Genomic DNA, 20,335 nt, shown 5'->3' on the forward strand with positions numbered 1-20,335 from the left:
ATTTATTAATAAGCATATCTAATGTGTAAATATAATGCAAAAATTTATCAACCAAAACCTTTTTATCAGGTTCAAATCCTTCATCAATAACACCAATATTTAACATAGCGTTAACTTCAAAATAATACTTAGGATTTAGGTTTTCATTTTTTATTATTTTGCTAAATGACATAGTATCACTTTTAATGCCTTTTTTCTCTTCAAATACCTTTGCCAAAATAAATATTATATCTTGAGCAGTTAAGTTGTTAATATTATTTATATATTTCTCAGTTGAGAAATTGAAAACTCTATCTGTTACATCTTTCAATGTAATGAAATCAGTATACGCATATACCTTTGATAAATAATCTTGCATATTGTATTTATTACAAATCTGAATAACTTCATCTTTATATGGGCTAAAGTCAATTTCATTTGTAGAAGATTTCATAACACCAAAATCTCCAGGTTTTGTAACATCAAAACTTACATACATGGAACCTTGAATATTTTTATATACTTCTACCTTTTTCCAGTTGTTAAAAATGATAGGTACCCTTATCTGCTTTAAATCTCTAACCGGTGTAGAATAATATAATATTACTGTTATTGGATTTTTAAAATCAGAAAATATTTTATCACCAGATAAATAATAATTTGCCCAAACTTTTAAATAAACCGGTTTTGAGTCTAATTGGTAGCCTGATAAAGGCACTTTGTAGTCAGAAAAACCTACTTCAATGTATATATTTACATATCCTTTATCAATTTTATTTGTATTTGCATTGTTTTCAATAACATCAGTACACAATGCATTTGGAGGAATAATAAAATTTGAATCATAAAACTTTACTATAATATTTCTTTTATATTCAATTAATTTTTGAACCACCCTAAATCCAAACTGAACCTTAGCTTTTGGAACTTTGTATGTTGCTTGTGTAAAATCAATTATAAAATCATCATTCCCTGATCTTTCTATATAATCAAGAGCATTGGTATCATTTACATATAAATTATATATTTGAGTTGAATTTTCCCAAACAACTAAAACTTGTTTTAATAATTTAGTTATCTTGTTTTGATCTTGCTCTTTCTGTAATGCCTCTTTCTGTTCATTATCAAAATCTAATTGATTAAATAAGGTTCTAGCTGCTAAAACATCACTTGGTATTGATACCTTTCCTGTAGGAATGTGGAAACTTCTAACCTTTATATAATAAAGTGAATTTGATTTAAGGTTAAGTATTGTATAACTAAATAAAGCCTTACTTGTACTAATTGTTGTTAAAGAGGGTAAATTACCTTGATAAATAAGGCTAAAATCATCTTGTTCCTCTTTTTTTACAAATATCTGAAATCCAAGATTAGGATTTCCTTGCCATTGTATTGTAATACTATGTCCGTCAGTTCCTCTTGTATATACTATTAAGTTTTCTGGTTTATCTGAAAGACTAGTAGTAACAGCAATAGTCCCCCATAATGATTCACCCTCACCTTCAATTGCCTTAATTGAGTAATAATAAACAGTATTCGGAGCAAGATTAGCATCAGCAAATTTAGGAGTAACATTTTTAAATAATACTCCAAATAATTCTGGGTTAGTAATCCCTTGTGGTATTTTACTTTCAACAAAAACAATGTTGCCATTTGAATTTTGAGTATAGATATCAACTTTCTTTTTCAGCGTATTCACAATATAATCTATTGTTTCAGAAATACTTCTTTTACTATCGTCAATGGGCCTTAATGTCCTTAAAATTGTATACTTTTGATTTGGTAATATATCCCATCTTAATACAACAGATGTTTGCGTAACTGCTCCATCTGCATCATCGATAATAAAATTATTAGGAATGTTAGGCCTTGAAATATTAACATCACCTGTTTTGGGTATTTTTGTAGCTATAAAGAATGCTTTACTAAATTCAGAGATATATTCTTTATCATCAATTTTAGCTATTACTTTAAATCTTATATAATAAACAGTATTACTTTTTATATTTAACCCATTTAAAATATTTGAATTATCTAAAAGAATGTTTGAATTATTCTGATTTAAAGTATCCTCATCAACTGTTAAAGCTAATTTGAAATTATTTAAATCTGCCGAATTTTCTGAAATATAGACAGAATAAAATATTGTTGCATTAACTCCAGAAGTAATAAAATTTTCTTTATTTACAGGCAAAATATTGGCTGTTATAGAGTAAACATCAGAAAAAACATAAGCATAGTCAACTGTAGGAACTATTATTTTATTTTCTGACTTTGTTGTAGCAACGGCTACAACTGAAAAATCTGATCGTCTTTTAGTTTCTTCATTTACAACCCTTATTTTAAAATAATAAACACTATTAGGTTTCAAATTATCTATATCATAAGAATAAATGTTTGTTGAAGCATCAAAGGTAAAATCCAATCCATTTAATCCTCCAAAAGACTTATCACTCAAATCAGGATCATTATAAATAAGGTTATATACTGTCGGATCTCCATTTGTATCATAATAATCTTTATAAGTATCAGAATACCATATTTGATAAACAAGATCAGAATCATCTTGTAACGGCTTTTCAAAACTTATTCTCAATTTTGTACTACTAATTGTTGCTACATTAAATTTATTAATAACTGATGGAACATCAGCAAGGCTCTTTACTGATACCTTAATAATTTGTGATGGAATTCTCATCTCTCCATCTGCAAATATTGCTTCCACTCTAAAGTAATAATAATCAACATTCATAGAAAGCCAAGGAACAAAAGCTTCATTTTGATAATATGTAGTCATTGCAAATATGTTTTGTGGTGGTAAATTGTCAATTGGTAAATCATTCTCATTTGTAGCAAAATAAGCTCTGTATTGAATTTCATTAACCTTATAACTTCCAGTATCAACTGGTGACCATTGAACCCTTACTAATGCTCCCAAATCGCCTTTTGTATTTGTTATCTCTGCTACTTTTGAAGCATTTATTTTCATAAGTGTAGGGCAATTAACATTAGTAAGTGGTTTATAATAAATATTTACATTATTGCTTTTAACAATATTGGGTTCCATATAAAGATAATACATTGTACCAGCATTAAGCTCTTTAGTTGTAAAACCATCATAAGAATCATAAAGTATAAAGCTAATTTGTTCATTTTGATTGTAAGCCTGTTGATATACAGAATCTAAAACAAGTGGTACTTGTATTGTATTTGAACCTGAGACTGTATATTTATATAGCTTTAAGTCATCTTTTGATATCATATATTGATTAGCATCACTTCTATCTTGCTTTCTACTAACAAATAGGTTATAACCATTAAAATTAATATCATCATTAAAGTTATTTTTTATCTCTGTCCATCTTATTTCAATCTTTGGTTTATCTCCACCACTACCAACTGGTGTTGGAAAATCTTCTAACGGAGAAGCAACCATTGAAAATTCAGTAATAACATATATGTAATTTGAATCAAAAACATCTCCGTTGGTGTTCTTAGCTTTTACTTCAATCTTATACATTGTTGATGACTTTAAATTGGTAAATACAAAACTATTTTGAATAACATCAGGTGCTATATATGAATAACCATTATTATCAGTTATTGATACATCATAAAATGCAGCACCTAAAACAGACTGCCAAGAAATTTCAATACTGCTTTGAGTAATCTTCAATACTCCATTTTGGTCCCTCACAACAGATATTTTTACCTGAGTAGCACTTAATGCTTTTGAAGATAATAAAAATATCATTGAAAATATTATTATTAATAATGTTAATTTTGTTTTCATATTTTTCAACCTACCTTAAATAGACTTGAATCAAATATTTTATCGGCATTTTTAGGTATATTTTTTATCATCACTTAATGGTAAAAAATAAGCCGGAATAGCCCGGCAAACTTCCTTATATGTATTTATCACTTCCAGTAAACTCATCAGGTTCTTTTTTTGAAATACCAAAATGGTACTCTATTGCCTCTTTTATTCGTCTTGAGGCAAATCCATCACCATATGGATTAACCGCATTTGCCATCATTAAGTATTCATCTTCTTTTTCATATAGTGTTGAAATTATTGAAACAATAGAATCTTTTTCTACACCAGCTACTTTAACTGTATTAGCTAAAACTGCTTCAGGTCGTTCGGTTGTATCCCTTAAAACAATAACAGGCTTACCAAGTGATGGTGCCTCTTCTTGTAGCCCTCCTGAATCTGTTAGTACTAAATATGAGCGAGCCATTAAGTTATGCATATCTTCTACATCTATGGGGTCAATTAACAAAATTCGTTCATTATTTGATAGTTTCTTGTAAACTACATCGCGAACGTTAGGATTTAGATGAACCGGATAAATAACTAAAACATCTTCATACCTTTCTACAATTTCTAATACTGCATCACAAATATTCTCAAGAGGCCTTCCAAAATTCTCTCTTCTATGTGCTGTCATTGAAATTACTTTTTTTGAAAAATCAATAGTATTTAGCTTACTTTCTTTAAAAACATAATCTTTTGAAACTGTTGTTTTTAATGCATCAATTACTGTATTTCCTGTAATAAAAACAGATTCTTCTGTAACACCCTCTTTTAATAGATTAAGTTTTGCCCTTTTTGTTGGTGCAAAATGTAAATCAGTAAGACATCCTGTTAATTTTCTATTCATTTCTTCAGGAAAGGGTGAAAACTTATTAAATGTTCTTAGCCCTGCTTCCACATGCCCTATTTTTATTTTTTTATAATATGCAGCTAAAGAAGCTGCAAATGTTGTCGTTGTATCTCCATGAACCAAAACTATATCTGGTTTTTCTTTTTCTAATACCTTTTCAAAATTGATTAAAACATCAGAAGTAATTGATGAAAGGCTTTGATTATGTTTCATAATATTCAAATCATATTGGGGGGCTATATCAAAAATGTCTAAAACTTGGTCAAGCATCTCTCTATGCTGAGCTGTCACACATACAATTGAGTTAATATCCTTACTTCTTTCCAGTTCTTTAACAAGTGGTGCCATCTTAATTGCTTCTGGTCTTGTTCCAAATACAGTCATTACTTTTATCATTTCTAATTCTCCTCTCTTGTGTTTATACCTTCCAAGTCAAACTTAGGTGTATATTCACTGGATGAAGATGATGAATCTTGGATAAATCCAAAATGAAGGCCCTTTTGATATGCATAATCTACAACCTTTTGATATTCTCTTTGGGTAAGTCCTCGCGAAATCTCTTTAAACTCTTTTGCCTTATAAGCTGGATAATATTGCGACATAAGACTTAGCATTACCTTATCTTTAAGATTATCTGAAATCCATTCTAAAACCTTAATAGAGTCTTTTGTGTGCATTGGTAAGACTAAGTGCCTAATAATTACTCCCTTTTTTATAATATCATTTTCTATTTTTACATCTCCAACCATCTCATACATCTTTAGTATTGACTTTGTTGCATATTCAAAATACTTTGGAGCGTTGGAATATTCTATAGCAACACTATCTGAATAATACTTTAGATCAGGTAAAAATACATCAACATAACCTTTAAGTATCTCTATCACTTCTGGTTTTTCATATGATGATGTATTATATACAATTGGAATATTAAGTCCATTTCTTTTTGCTAAATCAATTGCATCAATAATATAAGGTATATATATAGTTGGAGTAACTAAATTGATATTTTCCGCATTTTGTTTTTGAAGGTTTAAAAAGATCTTACTTAGTTTTTCAGTATCAATAAAAACTCCATATCTCATTATACTTATCTCATAATTTTGGCAAAATACACAACCCATATTACACCCTGAAAAAAATACAGTCCCAGACCCTTTATTACCAGATATACAAGGCTCTTCCCAAAAGTGCAAGAACGCCTTTGATACCTTTATACCATTTGCAATTCCACAATATCCTATTTGACCATCTAATCTATTTACACCACATTCACGTGGACATAATTTGCAGTTTTTTAGGAGGTTAGATGAAAGCATTTTGTCACCCCAAAATTCGTTTAATATACAAATTTATATCAGCAGGATTAAATACTCTTTCAATTCTATCATTCTCAAATATATATTTACTTACAGACTTAGCACCACAAGCATAAATATTATGTTTTTCCTGCATTATCATACAGTTATACAATCCTTCATACCCTTTTTTTGAATAACCAATATTTTCAAAATTGCCAATCATATTTTTCTGTCTATATAGATAGTACGGAAAATATTGGTGTTTTTTTAATTTGTTAAAGCTTTCATCAATGCAATAATTGGCATCTTCTGCAGACATAAAATTATAATTTTCTACTTCCATTTTTAATTTGCTTGATCTTTTTATAGATAATGTATGAATAGTAATTGAAGCGGGATTAAGTTCTATTACCTTGTTTAATGTGTTTAAATAATCTTCTATGTTTTCATCAGGTAAACCAATTATTAAGTCGCTGTTTATATTGTTGATACCAAATGCTCTTGATAGTTCAAATGCTTTTACTATGTCCTCAAAGGAATGATTTCTTCCTATTTTTGTTAGTGTTTCATTATTTGCACTTTGAGGATTAATACATATCCTTGTAATCCTGTCCTTCAAAACTTCGAGTATATTCTTATCAATTGTATCAGGTCTACCTGCTTCAAAGGTAATCTCATTAATATATTTCATATCTAAAATAGAAAAGATTCTTCTAAATATCCTTTCTATGTTATTTATTCCTATTGTAGTTGGGGTCCCACCACCAAAGTAAATTGCAACAATCTTCTTTTTATCCTTTTCAATCTGTTTTGCAATTTCTTCAATATGTTTTATTAATGCATCAGTATATTTATTAATAAGTTCAGAGAAATTAGATTCTATACAAGAAAACGAGCAATAAAGGCATATACTTGGACAAATTGGAATTCCTACATAAAGTGCTGCAGCATTATTCGGTATCGAATTAATTATATCTATTTCTTTTATAGCAACCTCAGTCAAGATATCTCTTTTTTTAGTACTTATTAAATAATCCTTCTCTAAAACATTAGGAATGTCATTTATATCTATTTCTTTTTTTATCAAATCATAAACTATTTTTGTAGGCCTAATGCCTGTTAAAATACCCCATGGTAAGTCCCTTTTTGTATATATTTTTAATATGTTGTATACTGCCTTGCCAAAAAGTTTTTTATCTTCACTTTGAATGTTAATAAAAGTGCCTTCAAGTTGATTTTGATAACCTTCTTTGTCATAAATTTTAATTGAAAACTTTAGTTCATCTATTATAGCTTCTACTTGTATATCAAATTGTTCTTTATCTTTTTTTACATTACAATCTGGAAAAAACGCCCTAATTAAATGTTCAAGGTCATAAGAGAATCTGTGAGAATTTATCTTATATGATATATTCAATTTCTTGCACTCCATTTTATATATAATTACTTATTTCATCTCGTATAGTAGTTGAAAATCCATGGCCTGGATATATTGTAATATCTTTATTTAATGTAAGTATTTTGGTTTTTATTGAGTTAATAATTGAATCATCATTGCCTGTAGGTAGATCAGTTCTTCCATAAGTATCCTTAAAAATAGTATCCCCTGAGAATAAGATTTTATTATCATACAAAAGGCACATACTACCAAAAGTATGCCCAGGTGTATGAATTACATTCAACTTAAAGTCATCAATATCAATAAATTCCCCATCATTAAGATATATATCTGCTTCAATACTTATCTCATCACCTATATGTCTTGATAAATTGAGCCTTGGATTATTAAGCAGTTCTTTTTCGTTTATATTTGCAATTATTTTTGTTTTAAAACGATTTTTTAAAAAGTGTGCTGCCATTATATGATCAAAATGCCCATGAGTCAAAACAATAGCTGAAACCTTTAGATTAAATCTATTAATTATGTTTTCAATCTTTGTTCCTTCATCACCTGGATCAATCACTATAACCTCTTTATCTGTCCCAAAAATGTAGCAGTTTGTAAGAAGCTCTCCTACAATAACCTTTTCTAAAAACATATATATCCCCCTCTACAAAGGCTTAAAAAGCCTTCTTACTATCTAAAATAATAGTAACAGGCCCATCGTTTAGAATATTTACATCCATATGAGCCTGAAAAATTCCAGTTTGCACATTTATATTATAACTTTTAAATAGTTCTATTACATTTTCATAAAGCATAGTTGCTACATCTTTTGGTGCTGCGTTCATAAAGTTTGGTCTTTTGCCTTTTCTTGCATCACCCATTACTGTAAAATTTGAAATAACCAATACTTCTCCTTTTATATCAAGTAATGAAAGATTAAATTTACCTTGTTCATCTTCAAAAATTCTTAAATTTATTATTTTGTCAACAAGGTATCTCGCATCTTCGATATCATCATCAATTCCTATACCAATTAATACACAAAGACCTCTATTTATTGAACCAACTATTTCATTGTTAACTTTAACATAAGCACTTGAAACACGCTGAACTACTGCTCTCAAAAATTTAGCCTCCTTTTACCCTTTGAACATCAAAGACGCTATCAACTTTTCTTAATTTCCTTATAACTTTTTCAAGCTGTTCAGTAGAGCTTACTTCAACAGTAAGATTAATATTAGCTATTCTATCTCTATTTGTTCTTCCTTGTATTGCTTTTACAGGCACTTTATTTTCGCCTAGTAGGTTTGTTATGTCCATCAAAATACCTGTCCTATCATTTGCCAATACATGAATTTGAGCATCAAATTTTACATCCTTTGTTACAAACCATTCTGCTTCAACAAGTCTTTCTGGCTCGCTCATATACTGTTCAATATTGGGGCAGTCCCTTCGATGTATTGAAACACCTCTTCCTCTTGTGATGAAGCCAATAACACTATCACCTGGGACTGGGTTACAGCATCTTGCAAATCTAACAAGAACATTTTAAACCCCTTTTACTAATACGCCATTATTAGTAGCATTTTTCACTTGCTTCGGTTTTTCAACTTGTATCTCTGGTTCCTCTGGCTTTAAGTACTTTTTAATCTCTTCTTTGATTCTTAATACAACTTTTCCTACTGAAATTCCACCATAACCAATAGCAGCAAGTAAATCTTCTATCATTCTAAATCCATATCTTGTAGCAACATTTTGCAAAACATCCTCTTTAAATGCATATTGCAAAGGAATATTAATCTTCTTTAACTCTTTTTCTAATGTATCTTTTCCTCTTTCAATATTTTCTTCTTTATTTTCTTTTTTGAACCAAGCATTTATCTTATTCTTTGCTTGCGGGCTTTTTACAATTTTGAGCCAATCTCTGCTTGGTCCATGAACATTAGGTGATGTAATAATCTCAACTATATCTCCATTTTTGAGTTCATAATCAATTGGAACTATCTTCCCATTTACTTTTGCTCCAGCCATTTTGTTACCTATTGCACTATGAATTGTGTATGCAAAGTCAATAGGTGTTGAGCCTGTAGGAAGATTTATAACATCACCTTTTGGTGTGAATACAAATACTTCATCAGAGAAAAGATTTATTTTAAGTGATTCCATAAATTCTTTAGCATCTTTAAGTTCCTTTTGCCATTCAAGGAGTTCCCTTAACCATGCAAACTTTTCATCATCCTCATTTGAATCAGTTCTTCCTTCTTTATATTTCCAATGTGCAGCAATACCATACTCAGCAGTTTTGTGCATATCAAATGTTCTTATCTGAACTTCGAAAGGTTCTCCTTGAGGTCCTATTACAGTTGTATGAAGTGATTGATACATATTAGGTTTTGGCATTGCTATATAGTCTTTGAATCTTCCTGGCATTGGTTTAAAAAGTGTATGTATTATACCTAAAACACCATAACAATCTTTCACTGAATTAACAATAATCCTTATTGCAAAAAGGTCATATATCTGTTCAAGTGTTTTACCTTGTTCTTTCATTTTTTTGTATATACTATAAAAATGCTTAGGTCTGCCATCTATTTGTCCTATCTCTATCTTTGACTCTTCAAGCTTTCTTATTATTAGATCGATTATGTTTTTAATGTATTCTTCCCTTTCAACCCTTTTTTTAGCAATTTTTTCAACAAGATCATAGTAACCTTCTGGATCTAAATATCTTAAACAAAGGTCTTCAAGTTCCCATTTTATTTTGGATATACCCAGTCTATGAGCAAGTGGTGCATATATATCAATGGTTTCCTGAGCTTTTTGTTTTTGTTTTTCAGGTGGAAGATATTTTAATGTTCTCATATTATGTAATCTATCAGCAAGTTTAATTAATATAACCCTAATATCTTTTGCCATCGCAATTAACATCTTGCGATAATTTTCTGCTTGAACCTCTAATTTACTTGTAAAAGTAAGTTTGCTCAACTTTGTGACACCATCCACAAGTTGAGCAATTTCACTACCAAATATTTGACTTACTTCATCAATTGATGCTTCGGTATCCTCTACAACATCATGTAATAATCCCGCAATTATAGTAGATATATCCAACTCTAAGTCAGCAAGAATCAATGAAACTTCTAATGGATGTATTATATATGGCTCCCCTGAATTCCTTTCTTGCCCATCATGCTTTTTTATTGCATATTCAAAAGCTTTATCAAGAAGATCTAAATCCTCTTTTGTAGAATACCTTTCGACAATCTCTTTTAATTTTTTATACCTATCAGGCAATTTATAAGCACCTCTATTTTATATAAGTGAGCTGTCAAATTGGACAACAGACCTTACATCATAGCCTTTAAGGCTCTCTCTACCATTTAGATAAGTAAGTTCAACTAAGTAAACTACTGCTGCCACTTTACCCCCAAGTGATTCAACAAGCTTTATATTTGATAATGTTGTCCCACCCGTTGCCAATAAGTCATCAATTATAATAACCTTTTGACCAGGTTTAATAGCATCTTCATGCATTTCTAAGGTATCTTTACCATACTCAAGTTGATAATCAACTGATACAGTTTTATATGGAAGTTTGCCTTTTTTTCTAACCAAAACTAACCCTTTATTTGATGCATAAGCAACTGGTGCACCAAAGATAAATCCTCTTGACTCTGGCCCTACAATCAAGTCAAAATCAATATCTGATATAAGTTCTATTAATTTATCTATTGCATATTTAAAGCTATCTTTATCTTGCAAAACTGTTGTTATATCAATAAAATCAATACCCTCTTTAGGAAAATTTAAAACATGTCTAAATTTATCCTTTAAATTCATTTATGTCTTCCTCCTAGCAAATAAAAATATTACGTTATAAGTATATCAAAATTATATTTTTTTTGCACATAAAAAATAAAAACCCTCAAATTCTGAGGGTTACAAATTCTTAAATATCTTTTTAAACCATGCCTCTTTATAAAATCTTGTTTTTAGAACCTCATAAATCTTTATCTTTAACTTAACAGGCATCTTGTCCATTGAGCCATAATATATTGCTAATTTGTATTCACTTTTTGAAAGCTCTTTTTTTAATTCATTTTTAGCACTATCAGGTAATTCCACTTTTGTTTCATCAACAAAACATAATGGCGGAAAAATGACACACCACCAATTTTTCCCTTTTGCTTCACCTAATTCAATCTTAACTGCATCATATGCACCTGCTGGAAATAAAAAACCATCATATATTCTATTTGGAAACTCAGCTTTGGTTACTAATAACTTTACAGGTATAGCAATACCTTTTTTTTCAAGAACCTTTTTAATAAACCTTTCAATATCCTCTTTATGTTTTATAATTTCATCAAGAATCTGTTGTTTCCCTTGCGTTAAATCAAAATTTGTATTAATGTAATCAATTAGATTATCACGAACATATAGTTTAATCTTTTGGTCACTTGCTTTATTACTATTTGCAATAATATGCAATCTTACACAATTTTTTGATAGGTCCTTTTGCAAATTATCAATACTTGCAGTATCTAATATAATGTAAGTTAATATAAAAATAAATAAGGAAATAATAATAGATATGAGCATTGCTGTTTTTTTACGCAGTGACTTCATTATATCCTCCAAAGTACTGTTTGTTTATATAATAGATTTTTCCCAAAAAATAATGAGGTATACATTATTATTGTGTTATACCACTTCTTCGAATATACACATGAGGTTCTATAACAACTTCTATGTTCTTAAACTCTTTATCCCAATTCTTTTCTAATTTCTTCCATATTTTAGGCTTATACTTTGATAATAAATCGCCAGCACCTATAATATCTGCATTATACTTATTTTGTAAAATATTTACTAAATCGTACCCTTGCCCTTTTATCCAGCTTGCTATGTTTTTTTGAATTTGCATTCTATTGCTATTATCCAATAGTTTAATGGTATTATTTAAAAAGAATTCACTTATTTCGCCTTCAACCTTAATTTTATAAGTTATTTTTATTTTCTTTTTAACATCTATGCTTTTACTTGTTGAAACATAGGTCAGTGTAAATGGGATATAATAGCCTTTATAAAAAACATTAATAACCTCATTTTTAATCTTATTCATCATCATAGAATATATAATTGTTTTATTTTCATCCAGCCAACCAACAAATTTATAATCTTTTATAACAGCAACACCACTTGATTTTAGCCATTGTATTCCCGGTTCTACCCTTGAAATTACTGCTACATTTCCATTTATTAATGTATTAGTAACTTCCCCAACTGTTGAACTATATGAGCGTCCAAAAATATTAGCATTTTTGCCTATCTGTGACAAAAAAATTCCTGTTATTGTATTTGTTAAAGGAATTGTGTTTAAAGTATCTCTTGCTGTTGTTTCTGATAAAAAGATTAGATTTGAGCGTCTAAAATCGTTATCCCTCATAACACCATCAATTGCTTCTCTGAAAAGCCTCTTATCATAAACAATATCTTTACCTAATACAATTACCTTTACATAACCAAAATATAGCCTTTTATCAATAAATCTTTGTAAGATAAACTTTGATGAATAAATGTTTAACGTAGGGACTGTAAAAACAAACCGAGGAGGTTCCTCTGGGCTAATTGCAGTATTTTTACCCAACATCTTTACATTTGGATATACAATTGTTATGGCATATCTATTATAAGTATCTGATGAGTAAAGCGGTTGTTTTACCTTTCTATTGGTATCTTTATCAATGCCTTCTTTATTTGTTTTTATATCTGGCTTTTTTTGTTCGGGTGAATAATTCATTTCTTGTTTCTCAATATATTTGGTAGTTTGATACTTGTTTAAATCTTTTACGTCATATTTATCTATTCCTATTGCAATAACATAACCTCTATCTTCTATCTCAACCCTATCCCAACAAGAGGTTAATAAAATAAGATTAATAATTATACATATAATTAAAATCTTTTTTATCAGTTTTTAGCACCCCTCTTTTTCAATTTGTTTTTAATAAGAAAGGTAAAAAAAGTTATCAAAGGTATAACAAATAAAACAGCTATCCCTAATGTTCTTGAATATATATCCTGATATTTTAAAGTTTCATTATAATTTGATGGTATTAGATTTATTATATATACTAATGGAATCTGAGCAAAAACAAAGAAGTTGTGCTCTTTGGTATTAAATATTCTAGCTAAAATAATTGCATTTATTATAATTGCAATTATTGTTGTTGTATAAGCAGAAATAAGCCAAAATGTTATTATAAATATCTCTGGTCTTTCTATTACAACCTCAAGTGCTGTTACATCACGAAGTAAGCTCATGGTTGGCCAACTCATAATTTGAAGCTCTTTTACTCCAAAGTCAGCTATGCTAAAAACTAATAAAAGTTCATATATAAAAAAAATAATTAGAAAACTAGCTAAACTATATTTAACAACTTTTTCTTTTCTCCTAATATAAGGAGATAGAAATAATATAATCTCATATCCAATAAACGAGAATATTGTTGTAAAACTACCTTTTACAATATCAGTCCATTTTGTAGTAAGTATTGGAAGTAAGCGAGTAAAATCCAGCTTACTGTATATAAATATTGTTAACAATGGTATTATGATAATAACAAGTGGCATTAAAATTTCACAAATCCTTGCAACTGCTTCTATACCATATCTTGTAATATACGAACAGGTAAATAAATAGATAATAATTAAAACCTCTACTGGTGTAAGTTCAAAGATAAACTCTTTTGTTGTATCAGCAACAACTCTTGCTTCAATAGCTATTAAGATAAGAAAATATATAACGTAAATAAATGAAAGTATAATACTGATAACTTTTCCAAAGGCATTGTTCATTATTTCGACAAGGGTTACATCTGGGTTCAACTGTGATACCTTAAATAGAAATAAGAAAAGCAAAACAGAAAGCAAAGCCCCAATGGTTAGTGATAGCCATGCATCTGTTTTTGCAAATTTTGTTATTGCAGCAGGCATTGTTAATATTCCAACACCAATTATTACAGATAGATTCAGTATAAACACCTGAAAACTAGAAATCTTATCATTATCATGTATTATCAATACATATCACCTACTTAGCTTTCTTGTTGATTCCTGATATAAATCATTCTTATCTTCTGCCTGGTACTTGAGAATATCGGTCTAGCCCATAAAAATCTTATAGGCATTTTTATAATTGAATCTTTATAATCAGCTAATTCAAATGATACAAAAGGTGAAAGATATGGAACCCCAAAGCTTTTCATCTTTGCAAGATTTGAAATAAATATAAAAGATACCATCAAAAATCCATATATACCTAAGATAGCTGATGCAATAATAAATAAAAATTTAATTAATCTAAAACCAATTGCCATATTATAGTTAGGTATAGCAAACGATGCAATTGCTGTTGCTGCTACTATTATTACCATTATAGGAGAGATAAGTCCTGCCTGAACCGCAGCTTGTCCTATTATCAAAGCACCAACAATTCCAATTGTTTGCCCAATTGGGCCAGGAAGCCTTAAACCAGCCTCTCTTAATAGCTCCAACATAAATTCCAAAAACAGTGCTTCAAGAAATACAGGCATTGGAACACCTTCTCTAGTTGCCGCAATAAAAAGTCCTAATTCTGGAGGTATGAGAGCAGGATTAAAAGAAGATATAGAAATATAAAGTGATGGCAATGAAACAGTCAAAATCACTGCAAATACTCTTATCAATCTAATAAATGTAGCAATATGCCATCTGTCATAATAATCTTCTGCATTTTGCAAATAAATCATAAAAGTTGCTGGAAGAACTACTCCTGTATTACTATTATCAGTAAGAAGTGCAATTCTCCCTTCATATATTGCTGCAACAACTTCGTCTGGTCTTTCAGTTGTCTGCAAAGTTGGAAAAAGGCAAATAATGTTATCCTCGATAAATTGTTCAATCATACCACTGTCCAAAATAGTATCAGTATCAATTGAGTTCAAACGCTTTTGGACTTCCTCTAAAACATCTCTATCAACTATATCGTCTATATAAACTATATATACATCTGTTTGGGACCTTCTACCTATTTTTATATTTTTGATTCTAAGCCTTGTATCTCTAACCCTTCGTCTAATAAGCATAGTAGAAAATCTTACTGTTTCATTGAAACTGTCTCTTGGTCCTCTTATAGCATTTTCTAATATGGGCTGTTGTATTCCTCTATTTGCCCAACCTCTTGTTGAAATTCTGATAATTTTATTGAAACCATCTACTAATAGTAATGTTTCACCTGATAAAAGGTCCAGAACTGCTTCTTTCATATTCAAATCCTCTTTTAAATCTGCTGTTGCAAGTAGTTCATAAAATATTATGTCATATATACTTTTATTATTTTGCCCTAAATCAATTTTCTTGCTCTCAATCATCATTGGATAAACTATTTGCTTATCAATTAGTTCTCTATTTACAAGTCCGTCAATATAGATTATAGATACATGAGTGTTAAGACAAATAAATTCTCTATATATAATATCATCATTATCTTTGAGTAAATTTTTTATATAATTTATATTTTTTTGTATTTCATTATAAATCTTTTTTTCTGATACAACATATTCCTTTGTTTCTTGTTTTTTACACCCTTGTAATCTCTCACGTTTTCTCTTAATTATGTTCCAAAAGTTCATGTTACACATCACCTCCTTAAATAAAAGAAATAACCAAGCCAATAACTATATAAGTTATACCTAAAATTGTTGCTGCTTTTAATTCTTTTTGAAGTTTTTTCTTCTTTAGTTCACCGCAATCGGCTAATAATATAAAAATACCTGAAAGAATAAATACAACATTTGAATAATCTTTTAATAAATCTATAACTTTGTTCATATTTCTCTATAAAATATTTAAAATTATCTACTTTTAATCTAAACATTTTTTTCATTTTTATACTTGCATTTTGTATACAGATATGTTAAAATCCATTCCATAAATACATTTGTTTTTAATAGGTGAACATATGTTAAAAAAAGATGCCGTATACTATATTGTTGAAGAAAGTGTTCTTCCTGAGGTTTTTCTAAAGGTTATAAAGGCTAAAGAGTTACTTTCGAGCGGAGTTGTAAAATCGGTTAATGAAGCTGTTCAAATAGCAGATTTAAGTAGAAGTGCATTTTATAAATATAAAGATTGTATATTCCCCTTTTTTGAAAGTTCAAGAGGTAAAATAATTACATTAGCTTTTGTTCTAAAGGATATACCAGGTATTCTCTCGAAGATTTTAAATATTATCTCATCAACAAATGCAAGTATACTAACAATAAATCAAAATATTCCATTAGGTGGAATAGCTACTGTTACAATATCAATAAAAACAAATGACATGAATAAATCAATTAAAGAATTAATTTCAGAAATTGAAACAATATCAGGTGTAAATAAGATTGACGTTCTTGGAAGAGAATAAATAAAAAAGGAGGTTAAAGTTATGGTTAAAATTGCAATAATGGGTTTTGGTGTTGTAGGATCTGGTGTATATGAGGTATTAACTAAAAATGCATCATCTATTGCAAAAAGAGCTGGTGAAGAAATTGAAATAAAATATATTCTTGATATAAGAGATTTTCCAAACCACCCTGCAGAAAAACTATTTGTGAAAGACTTTAATATAATACTAAATGACCCTGAGGTATCCATTGTCGTTGAAACAATAGGTGGTTTAAGTCCTTCTTTTCAATTTACAAAGTCACTAATCGAAAAGGGCAAACATGTAGTGACGTCAAATAAAGAGCTTGTTGCAAAACATGGCCCAGAGCTTTTAAAGCTTGCAAAATCCATGAATGTCAATTACTTTTTTGAGGCATCTGTTGGTGGTGGAATACCAATAATAAGGCCTCTCCAAAATTGCCTTGCTGCAAATCAGATAACAGAAATTGCTGGTATATTAAATGGAACAACAAACTATATCTTAACTCGTATGGCTAAGAATAACCTGTCTTTTGATGTAGCTTTAAAAGAGGCTCAAGAAAAAGGCTATGCAGAAAGAAATCCAACCAACGACGTTGAAGGGCATGATGCTTGTAGGAAGATAGCTATTTTATCCTCTATTGCATATGCAAATTATATTAATTTTGAACATATCTATACAGAGGGTATCACAAAACTTTCAAAAGAAGATATGATGTATGCTGACGAGTTAGATGCAACTATTAAACTTATTGCTATGAGTAAAAGGTTAAATAACAATACCATATTAGCAAAGGTAACTCCATTAATGATTAGTCAAAAAAGCTCTCTTGCTAATGTTGATGATGTTTTTAATGCAATTTTAGTTAAAGGTGATGCTATAGGTGACGTGATGTTCTATGGACAAGGGGCAGGAAAGCTTCCAACTGCAAGTGCTGTTGTAGGCGATGTAATTGATATTGTTAAACATATAGATAAGTCCTTTGTATATACATGGGGAATTAATCAAAACATTAAAGTATTGAGTATTTATGAAGTAGAAAGTAGATTTTTTGTGAGGGCTAAATATAAAGATTATTCAAAGGCAAAAGATGCTGTATCACTATTATTTAATGATTGTATGATTGTAAATACACATAAGAAAATAGGTGAAAATGAGTTTGCTTTTGTTACTTATGAGATGCCTGAAAAGGAATTTAATAATAAGATTGAACAATTTAAAAAATTGCCAGTTATTGATGATATTTTAAGTATCATTAGATATGATGAAAACTTATAATTAAACTTTGGAGGTAATAAAATGATTTCAGTCAAGGTGCCGGCATCTACGGCTAATCTTGGTGCCGGTTTTGATTGTATGGGGGTTGCTTTAAAATTATATAACATAATTGAAGTAGAAGAATGTGAAAGTGGTCTTCATATCACTTCATCACCTGATGATGAATCAATTGCAAAGGATGAATCAAACCTTGTGTATAAAGCAATGAAAACTGTATTTGATGAAGTTGGTTGGTATCCAAAAGGGCTAAAAATAAACCTCATAAATGAAATACCACTAACAAGAGGATTAGGTTCATCAGCTGCGTGTATTTCTGGTGGAATCTATGCTGCAAATCTTTTATGCGGTGGAAAATTAAGTGAAGAAGAAATGATTTTTCTTGCAGCTAAAATGGAAGGACATCCTGATAACTCGACACCTGCTATGATAGGTGGATTTGTAATAGCAGTTATGGATGAAAAAAAGGTTCATTATATAAAGTTTGTTGTCCCACAAAGGCTTAAGTTTGCAGTATTCATACCTGATTTTCCATTATCAACTGAGTTTGCAAGAAATATATTACCAAAGCGGATAGACTTTAAAGATGCTGTATACAATATTGGAAGATCAACCTTATTTGCTTCATCAATTTTGACAGGCTATTATGAATTTTTAAAAGAAGCTACAAAAGATAAGCTTCACCAGCAATATCGAAAAAAAATGATTCCTGATTTTGATAAAATTATAAATATTTCAATGGATTTTGGTGCAAAAGGATCATTTTTATCAGGGGCAGGTCCATCCATAATTGCACTAATTGATGAGAACTATGAAGAATTTGAAACTGAGGTTAATAAAAAACTTACTAAGTTAGTTAATAATTGGAAACTTCTTATACTTGATGCAGATAACAATGGTGCTAATGTTTTCTCTGTTCAAAGCAGAGTATTATAAATTAATGTCATTCATTCAAAAAATATAATATAATATTATGTATCATTATTTGTAGGATAAGGAGGGCATAAAATTGGGAATAGTAGTTCAAAAGTATGGTGGAACATCAGTAGCTGATAAAGAAAGAATATTCAGAGCAGCTTCCCGTGCTATTGCTGAGTATGAAAAAGGAAACAATGTAGTTGTAGTTGTATCAGCCCAAGGAGATACAACAGATGAATTAATTGAAAAAGCAAATGAAATAAATCCAAATGCCTCAAAAAGAGAAATGGATATGCTTTTATCAACTGGTGAACAGATTTCAATAGCACTTATGGCTATGGCAATTGAAAAGTTAGGTTATCCTGTAATTTCACTTACAGGGTGGCAAGCAGGGATTAAAACAGATTCACATTATTCCTCAGCGAGAATACGTGAAATAGATACTGAAAGGTTACAAATAGAGCTTGATAAGAAAAATATTGTTGTTGTTGCTGGTTTTCAAGGAATAAATAGATATGATGATATAACTACATTAGGTAGAGGTGGATCAGATACAACTGCTGTTGCTTTGGCTGCAGCACTAAAAGCAGACAAATGTGAGATATATACCGATGTTGATGGTGTTTATACGGCTGACCCAAGGGTTGTAAAAGATGCATCAAAGCTAAAAGAGATATCATACGATGAAATGCTTGAACTTGCAACTTTAGGTGCTAAGGTTTTACACAATAGATCAGTTGAACTTGCAAAAAAATATAATATACCTTTGGTTGTAAGGTCATCATTTAATAATAATGAAGGAACTATTGTTAAGGAGGTTAATAGCGTGGAAAAATTACTTGTTTCTGGTGTTGCTTGTGATAATGAAGTAGCAAGAGTTTCAGTTGTTGGTGTTGAAAATGTTCCAGGTAAAGCATTCCAAATATTTTCACTTTTAGCTAAGGAGAATATAAATGTTGATATAATTTTACAATCAATTGGAAGAGAAAAAACAAAGGATATATCATTTACAGTGAATAAAGGAAACCTAAAAAATACACTTGAGGTATTAAATAATAATCTTCATATTATTGGTGCAAAAGATGTTACTTATTCTGATACTGTTGCTAAGGTTTCTATAGTAGGAGCAGGTATGGTAAATAATCCTGGTGTTGCAGCTATGATGTTTGAAGCTTTATATGATGCAGGTATTAATATCGAAATGATTTCAACATCTGAAATAAAGATATCTGTTCTAATAGATAGTGTAGATGCTGATAAAGCAGTAAGAGCTATTCATGATAAGTTCAAATTAGGACAATTAAACAATGGAAAATAAATTTCAGAGGCTATCCTAAATCACAAGGATAGCCTC

The 20,335-nt window shown here is 29.6% G+C and carries 16 protein-coding genes and 1 pseudogene; 4 read left to right on the forward strand and 13 right to left on the reverse strand.

Translation table 11 applies throughout. From position 1 onward, the window contains the following. From ACAG39_05725 to ACAG39_05785, 13 genes and pseudogenes are all read right to left on the reverse strand, one after another. A partial coding sequence (locus ACAG39_05725) for a hypothetical protein (GenBank protein ID MEZ0536737.1) occupies positions 1-3,772 on the reverse strand: 3,772 nt, incomplete at its 3' end. Positions 3,773-3,887: 115 nt separating this feature from the next. After that, complete coding sequence (gene wecB / locus ACAG39_05730) at positions 3,888-5,045, reverse strand: non-hydrolyzing UDP-N-acetylglucosamine 2-epimerase (protein ID MEZ0536738.1); 1,158 nt, start codon at positions 5,043-5,045, stop codon at positions 3,888-3,890. Positions 5,046-5,047: 2 nt separating this feature from the next. Then, positions 5,048-5,968, reverse strand: coding sequence for a radical SAM protein (locus ACAG39_05735; protein MEZ0536739.1), 921 nt, complete (start codon positions 5,966-5,968; stop codon positions 5,048-5,050). 4 nt (positions 5,969-5,972) lie between these two features. Beyond that, positions 5,973-7,367, reverse strand: coding sequence for a coproporphyrinogen dehydrogenase HemZ (hemZ, locus tag ACAG39_05740; protein MEZ0536740.1), 1,395 nt, complete (start codon positions 7,365-7,367; stop codon positions 5,973-5,975). 16 nt (positions 7,368-7,383) lie between these two features. Beyond that, complete coding sequence (locus tag ACAG39_05745; GenBank protein ID MEZ0536741.1) at positions 7,384-7,989, reverse strand: MBL fold metallo-hydrolase; 606 nt, start codon at positions 7,987-7,989, stop codon at positions 7,384-7,386. 22 nt (positions 7,990-8,011) lie between these two features. Continuing rightward, entirely contained in the window at positions 8,012-8,461 is a 450-nt protein-coding gene (gene dtd / locus ACAG39_05750; GenBank protein ID MEZ0536742.1) for a D-aminoacyl-tRNA deacylase, read from the reverse strand. A 4-nt stretch (positions 8,462-8,465) separates the two neighbouring features. Continuing rightward, a pseudogene (locus ACAG39_05755) lies at positions 8,466-10,631 on the reverse strand (bifunctional (p)ppGpp synthetase/guanosine-3',5'-bis(diphosphate) 3'-pyrophosphohydrolase). 18 nt (positions 10,632-10,649) lie between these two features. Beyond that, on the reverse strand, positions 10,650-11,177 hold the full coding sequence (locus tag ACAG39_05760; protein MEZ0536743.1) for an adenine phosphoribosyltransferase: 528 nt from the start codon (positions 11,175-11,177) through the stop codon (positions 10,650-10,652). A 99-nt stretch (positions 11,178-11,276) separates the two neighbouring features. Beyond that, positions 11,277-11,966, reverse strand: coding sequence for a stage II sporulation protein R (locus ACAG39_05765; GenBank protein ID MEZ0536744.1), 690 nt, complete (start codon positions 11,964-11,966; stop codon positions 11,277-11,279). Positions 11,967-12,033: 67 nt separating this feature from the next. Beyond that, positions 12,034-13,314 carry a Ger(x)C family spore germination protein gene (locus ACAG39_05770; protein MEZ0536745.1) on the reverse strand — a complete coding sequence of 427 codons (1,281 nt, stop codon included), beginning with the start codon at positions 13,312-13,314 and terminating at the stop codon, positions 12,034-12,036. After that, positions 13,311-14,423: an endospore germination permease gene (locus ACAG39_05775; protein MEZ0536746.1), complete on the reverse strand. Its 1,113-nt coding sequence runs from the start codon at positions 14,421-14,423 to the stop codon at positions 13,311-13,313. Before ACAG39_05775 ends, ACAG39_05770 begins: the two co-directional genes overlap by 4 nt. A 14-nt stretch (positions 14,424-14,437) precedes the next feature. Further along, positions 14,438-16,012 carry a spore germination protein gene (locus tag ACAG39_05780; protein ID MEZ0536747.1) on the reverse strand — a complete coding sequence of 525 codons (1,575 nt, stop codon included), beginning with the start codon at positions 16,010-16,012 and terminating at the stop codon, positions 14,438-14,440. Between the two features lie 16 nt (positions 16,013-16,028). Continuing rightward, positions 16,029-16,211, reverse strand: coding sequence for a CLC_0170 family protein (locus ACAG39_05785; protein MEZ0536748.1), 183 nt, complete (start codon positions 16,209-16,211; stop codon positions 16,029-16,031). Between the two features lie 130 nt (positions 16,212-16,341). Between ACAG39_05785 and ACAG39_05790 the strand changes: the two genes are divergently transcribed. The 4 genes from ACAG39_05790 to ACAG39_05805 all read left to right on the forward strand — a co-directional run bounded on the left by ACAG39_05790 (position 16,342) and on the right by ACAG39_05805 (position 20,299). Next, positions 16,342-16,788 (forward strand): ACT domain-containing protein, encoded by a 447-nt coding sequence (locus ACAG39_05790; protein ID MEZ0536749.1) that lies wholly within the window; start codon positions 16,342-16,344, stop codon positions 16,786-16,788. 21 nt (positions 16,789-16,809) lie between these two features. Further along, the gene (locus ACAG39_05795; GenBank protein ID MEZ0536750.1) at positions 16,810-18,066 is read left to right on the forward strand and encodes a homoserine dehydrogenase; all 1,257 of its coding nucleotides are present in this window, start codon (positions 16,810-16,812) and stop codon (positions 18,064-18,066) included. 21 nt (positions 18,067-18,087) lie between these two features. Beyond that, entirely contained in the window at positions 18,088-18,999 is a 912-nt protein-coding gene (gene thrB / locus ACAG39_05800) for a homoserine kinase (protein MEZ0536751.1), read from the forward strand. Between the two features lie 73 nt (positions 19,000-19,072). Further along, a complete protein-coding gene (locus ACAG39_05805) occupies positions 19,073-20,299 on the forward strand; it encodes an aspartate kinase (protein ID MEZ0536752.1) in 1,227 nt (408 codons plus the stop codon). The last annotated feature ends 36 nt before the right edge of the window (positions 20,300-20,335 follow it).

Source organism: Caldicellulosiruptoraceae bacterium PP1 (assembly GCA_041320695.1).
Lineage (GTDB): Bacteria > Bacillota > Thermoanaerobacteria > Caldicellulosiruptorales > Caldicellulosiruptoraceae > JBGGOQ01.

Bases quoted from the DNA above. Each gene is read 5' to 3' on its own strand.
- wecB (MEZ0536738.1), bottom strand. From the start codon at position 5,045: ATGATAAAAGTAATGACTGTATTTGGAACAAGACCAGAAGCAATTAAG.
- ACAG39_05735 (MEZ0536739.1), bottom strand. From the start codon at position 5,968: ATGCTTTCATCTAACCTCCTAAAAAACTGCAAATTATGTCCACGTGAA.
- ACAG39_05745 (MEZ0536741.1), bottom strand. From the start codon at position 7,989: ATGTTTTTAGAAAAGGTTATTGTAGGAGAGCTTCTTACAAACTGCTAC.
- ACAG39_05760 (MEZ0536743.1), bottom strand. From the start codon at position 11,177: ATGAATTTAAAGGATAAATTTAGACATGTTTTAAATTTTCCTAAAGAG.
- ACAG39_05765 (MEZ0536744.1), bottom strand. From the start codon at position 11,966: ATGAAGTCACTGCGTAAAAAAACAGCAATGCTCATATCTATTATTATT.
- ACAG39_05780 (MEZ0536747.1), bottom strand. From the start codon at position 16,012: ATGAACTTTTGGAACATAATTAAGAGAAAACGTGAGAGATTACAAGGG.
- ACAG39_05785 (MEZ0536748.1), bottom strand. From the start codon at position 16,211: ATGAACAAAGTTATAGATTTATTAAAAGATTATTCAAATGTTGTATTT.
- ACAG39_05790 (MEZ0536749.1), top strand. From the start codon at position 16,342: ATGTTAAAAAAAGATGCCGTATACTATATTGTTGAAGAAAGTGTTCTT.
- ACAG39_05795 (MEZ0536750.1), top strand. From the start codon at position 16,810: ATGGTTAAAATTGCAATAATGGGTTTTGGTGTTGTAGGATCTGGTGTA.
- thrB (MEZ0536751.1), top strand. From the start codon at position 18,088: ATGATTTCAGTCAAGGTGCCGGCATCTACGGCTAATCTTGGTGCCGGT.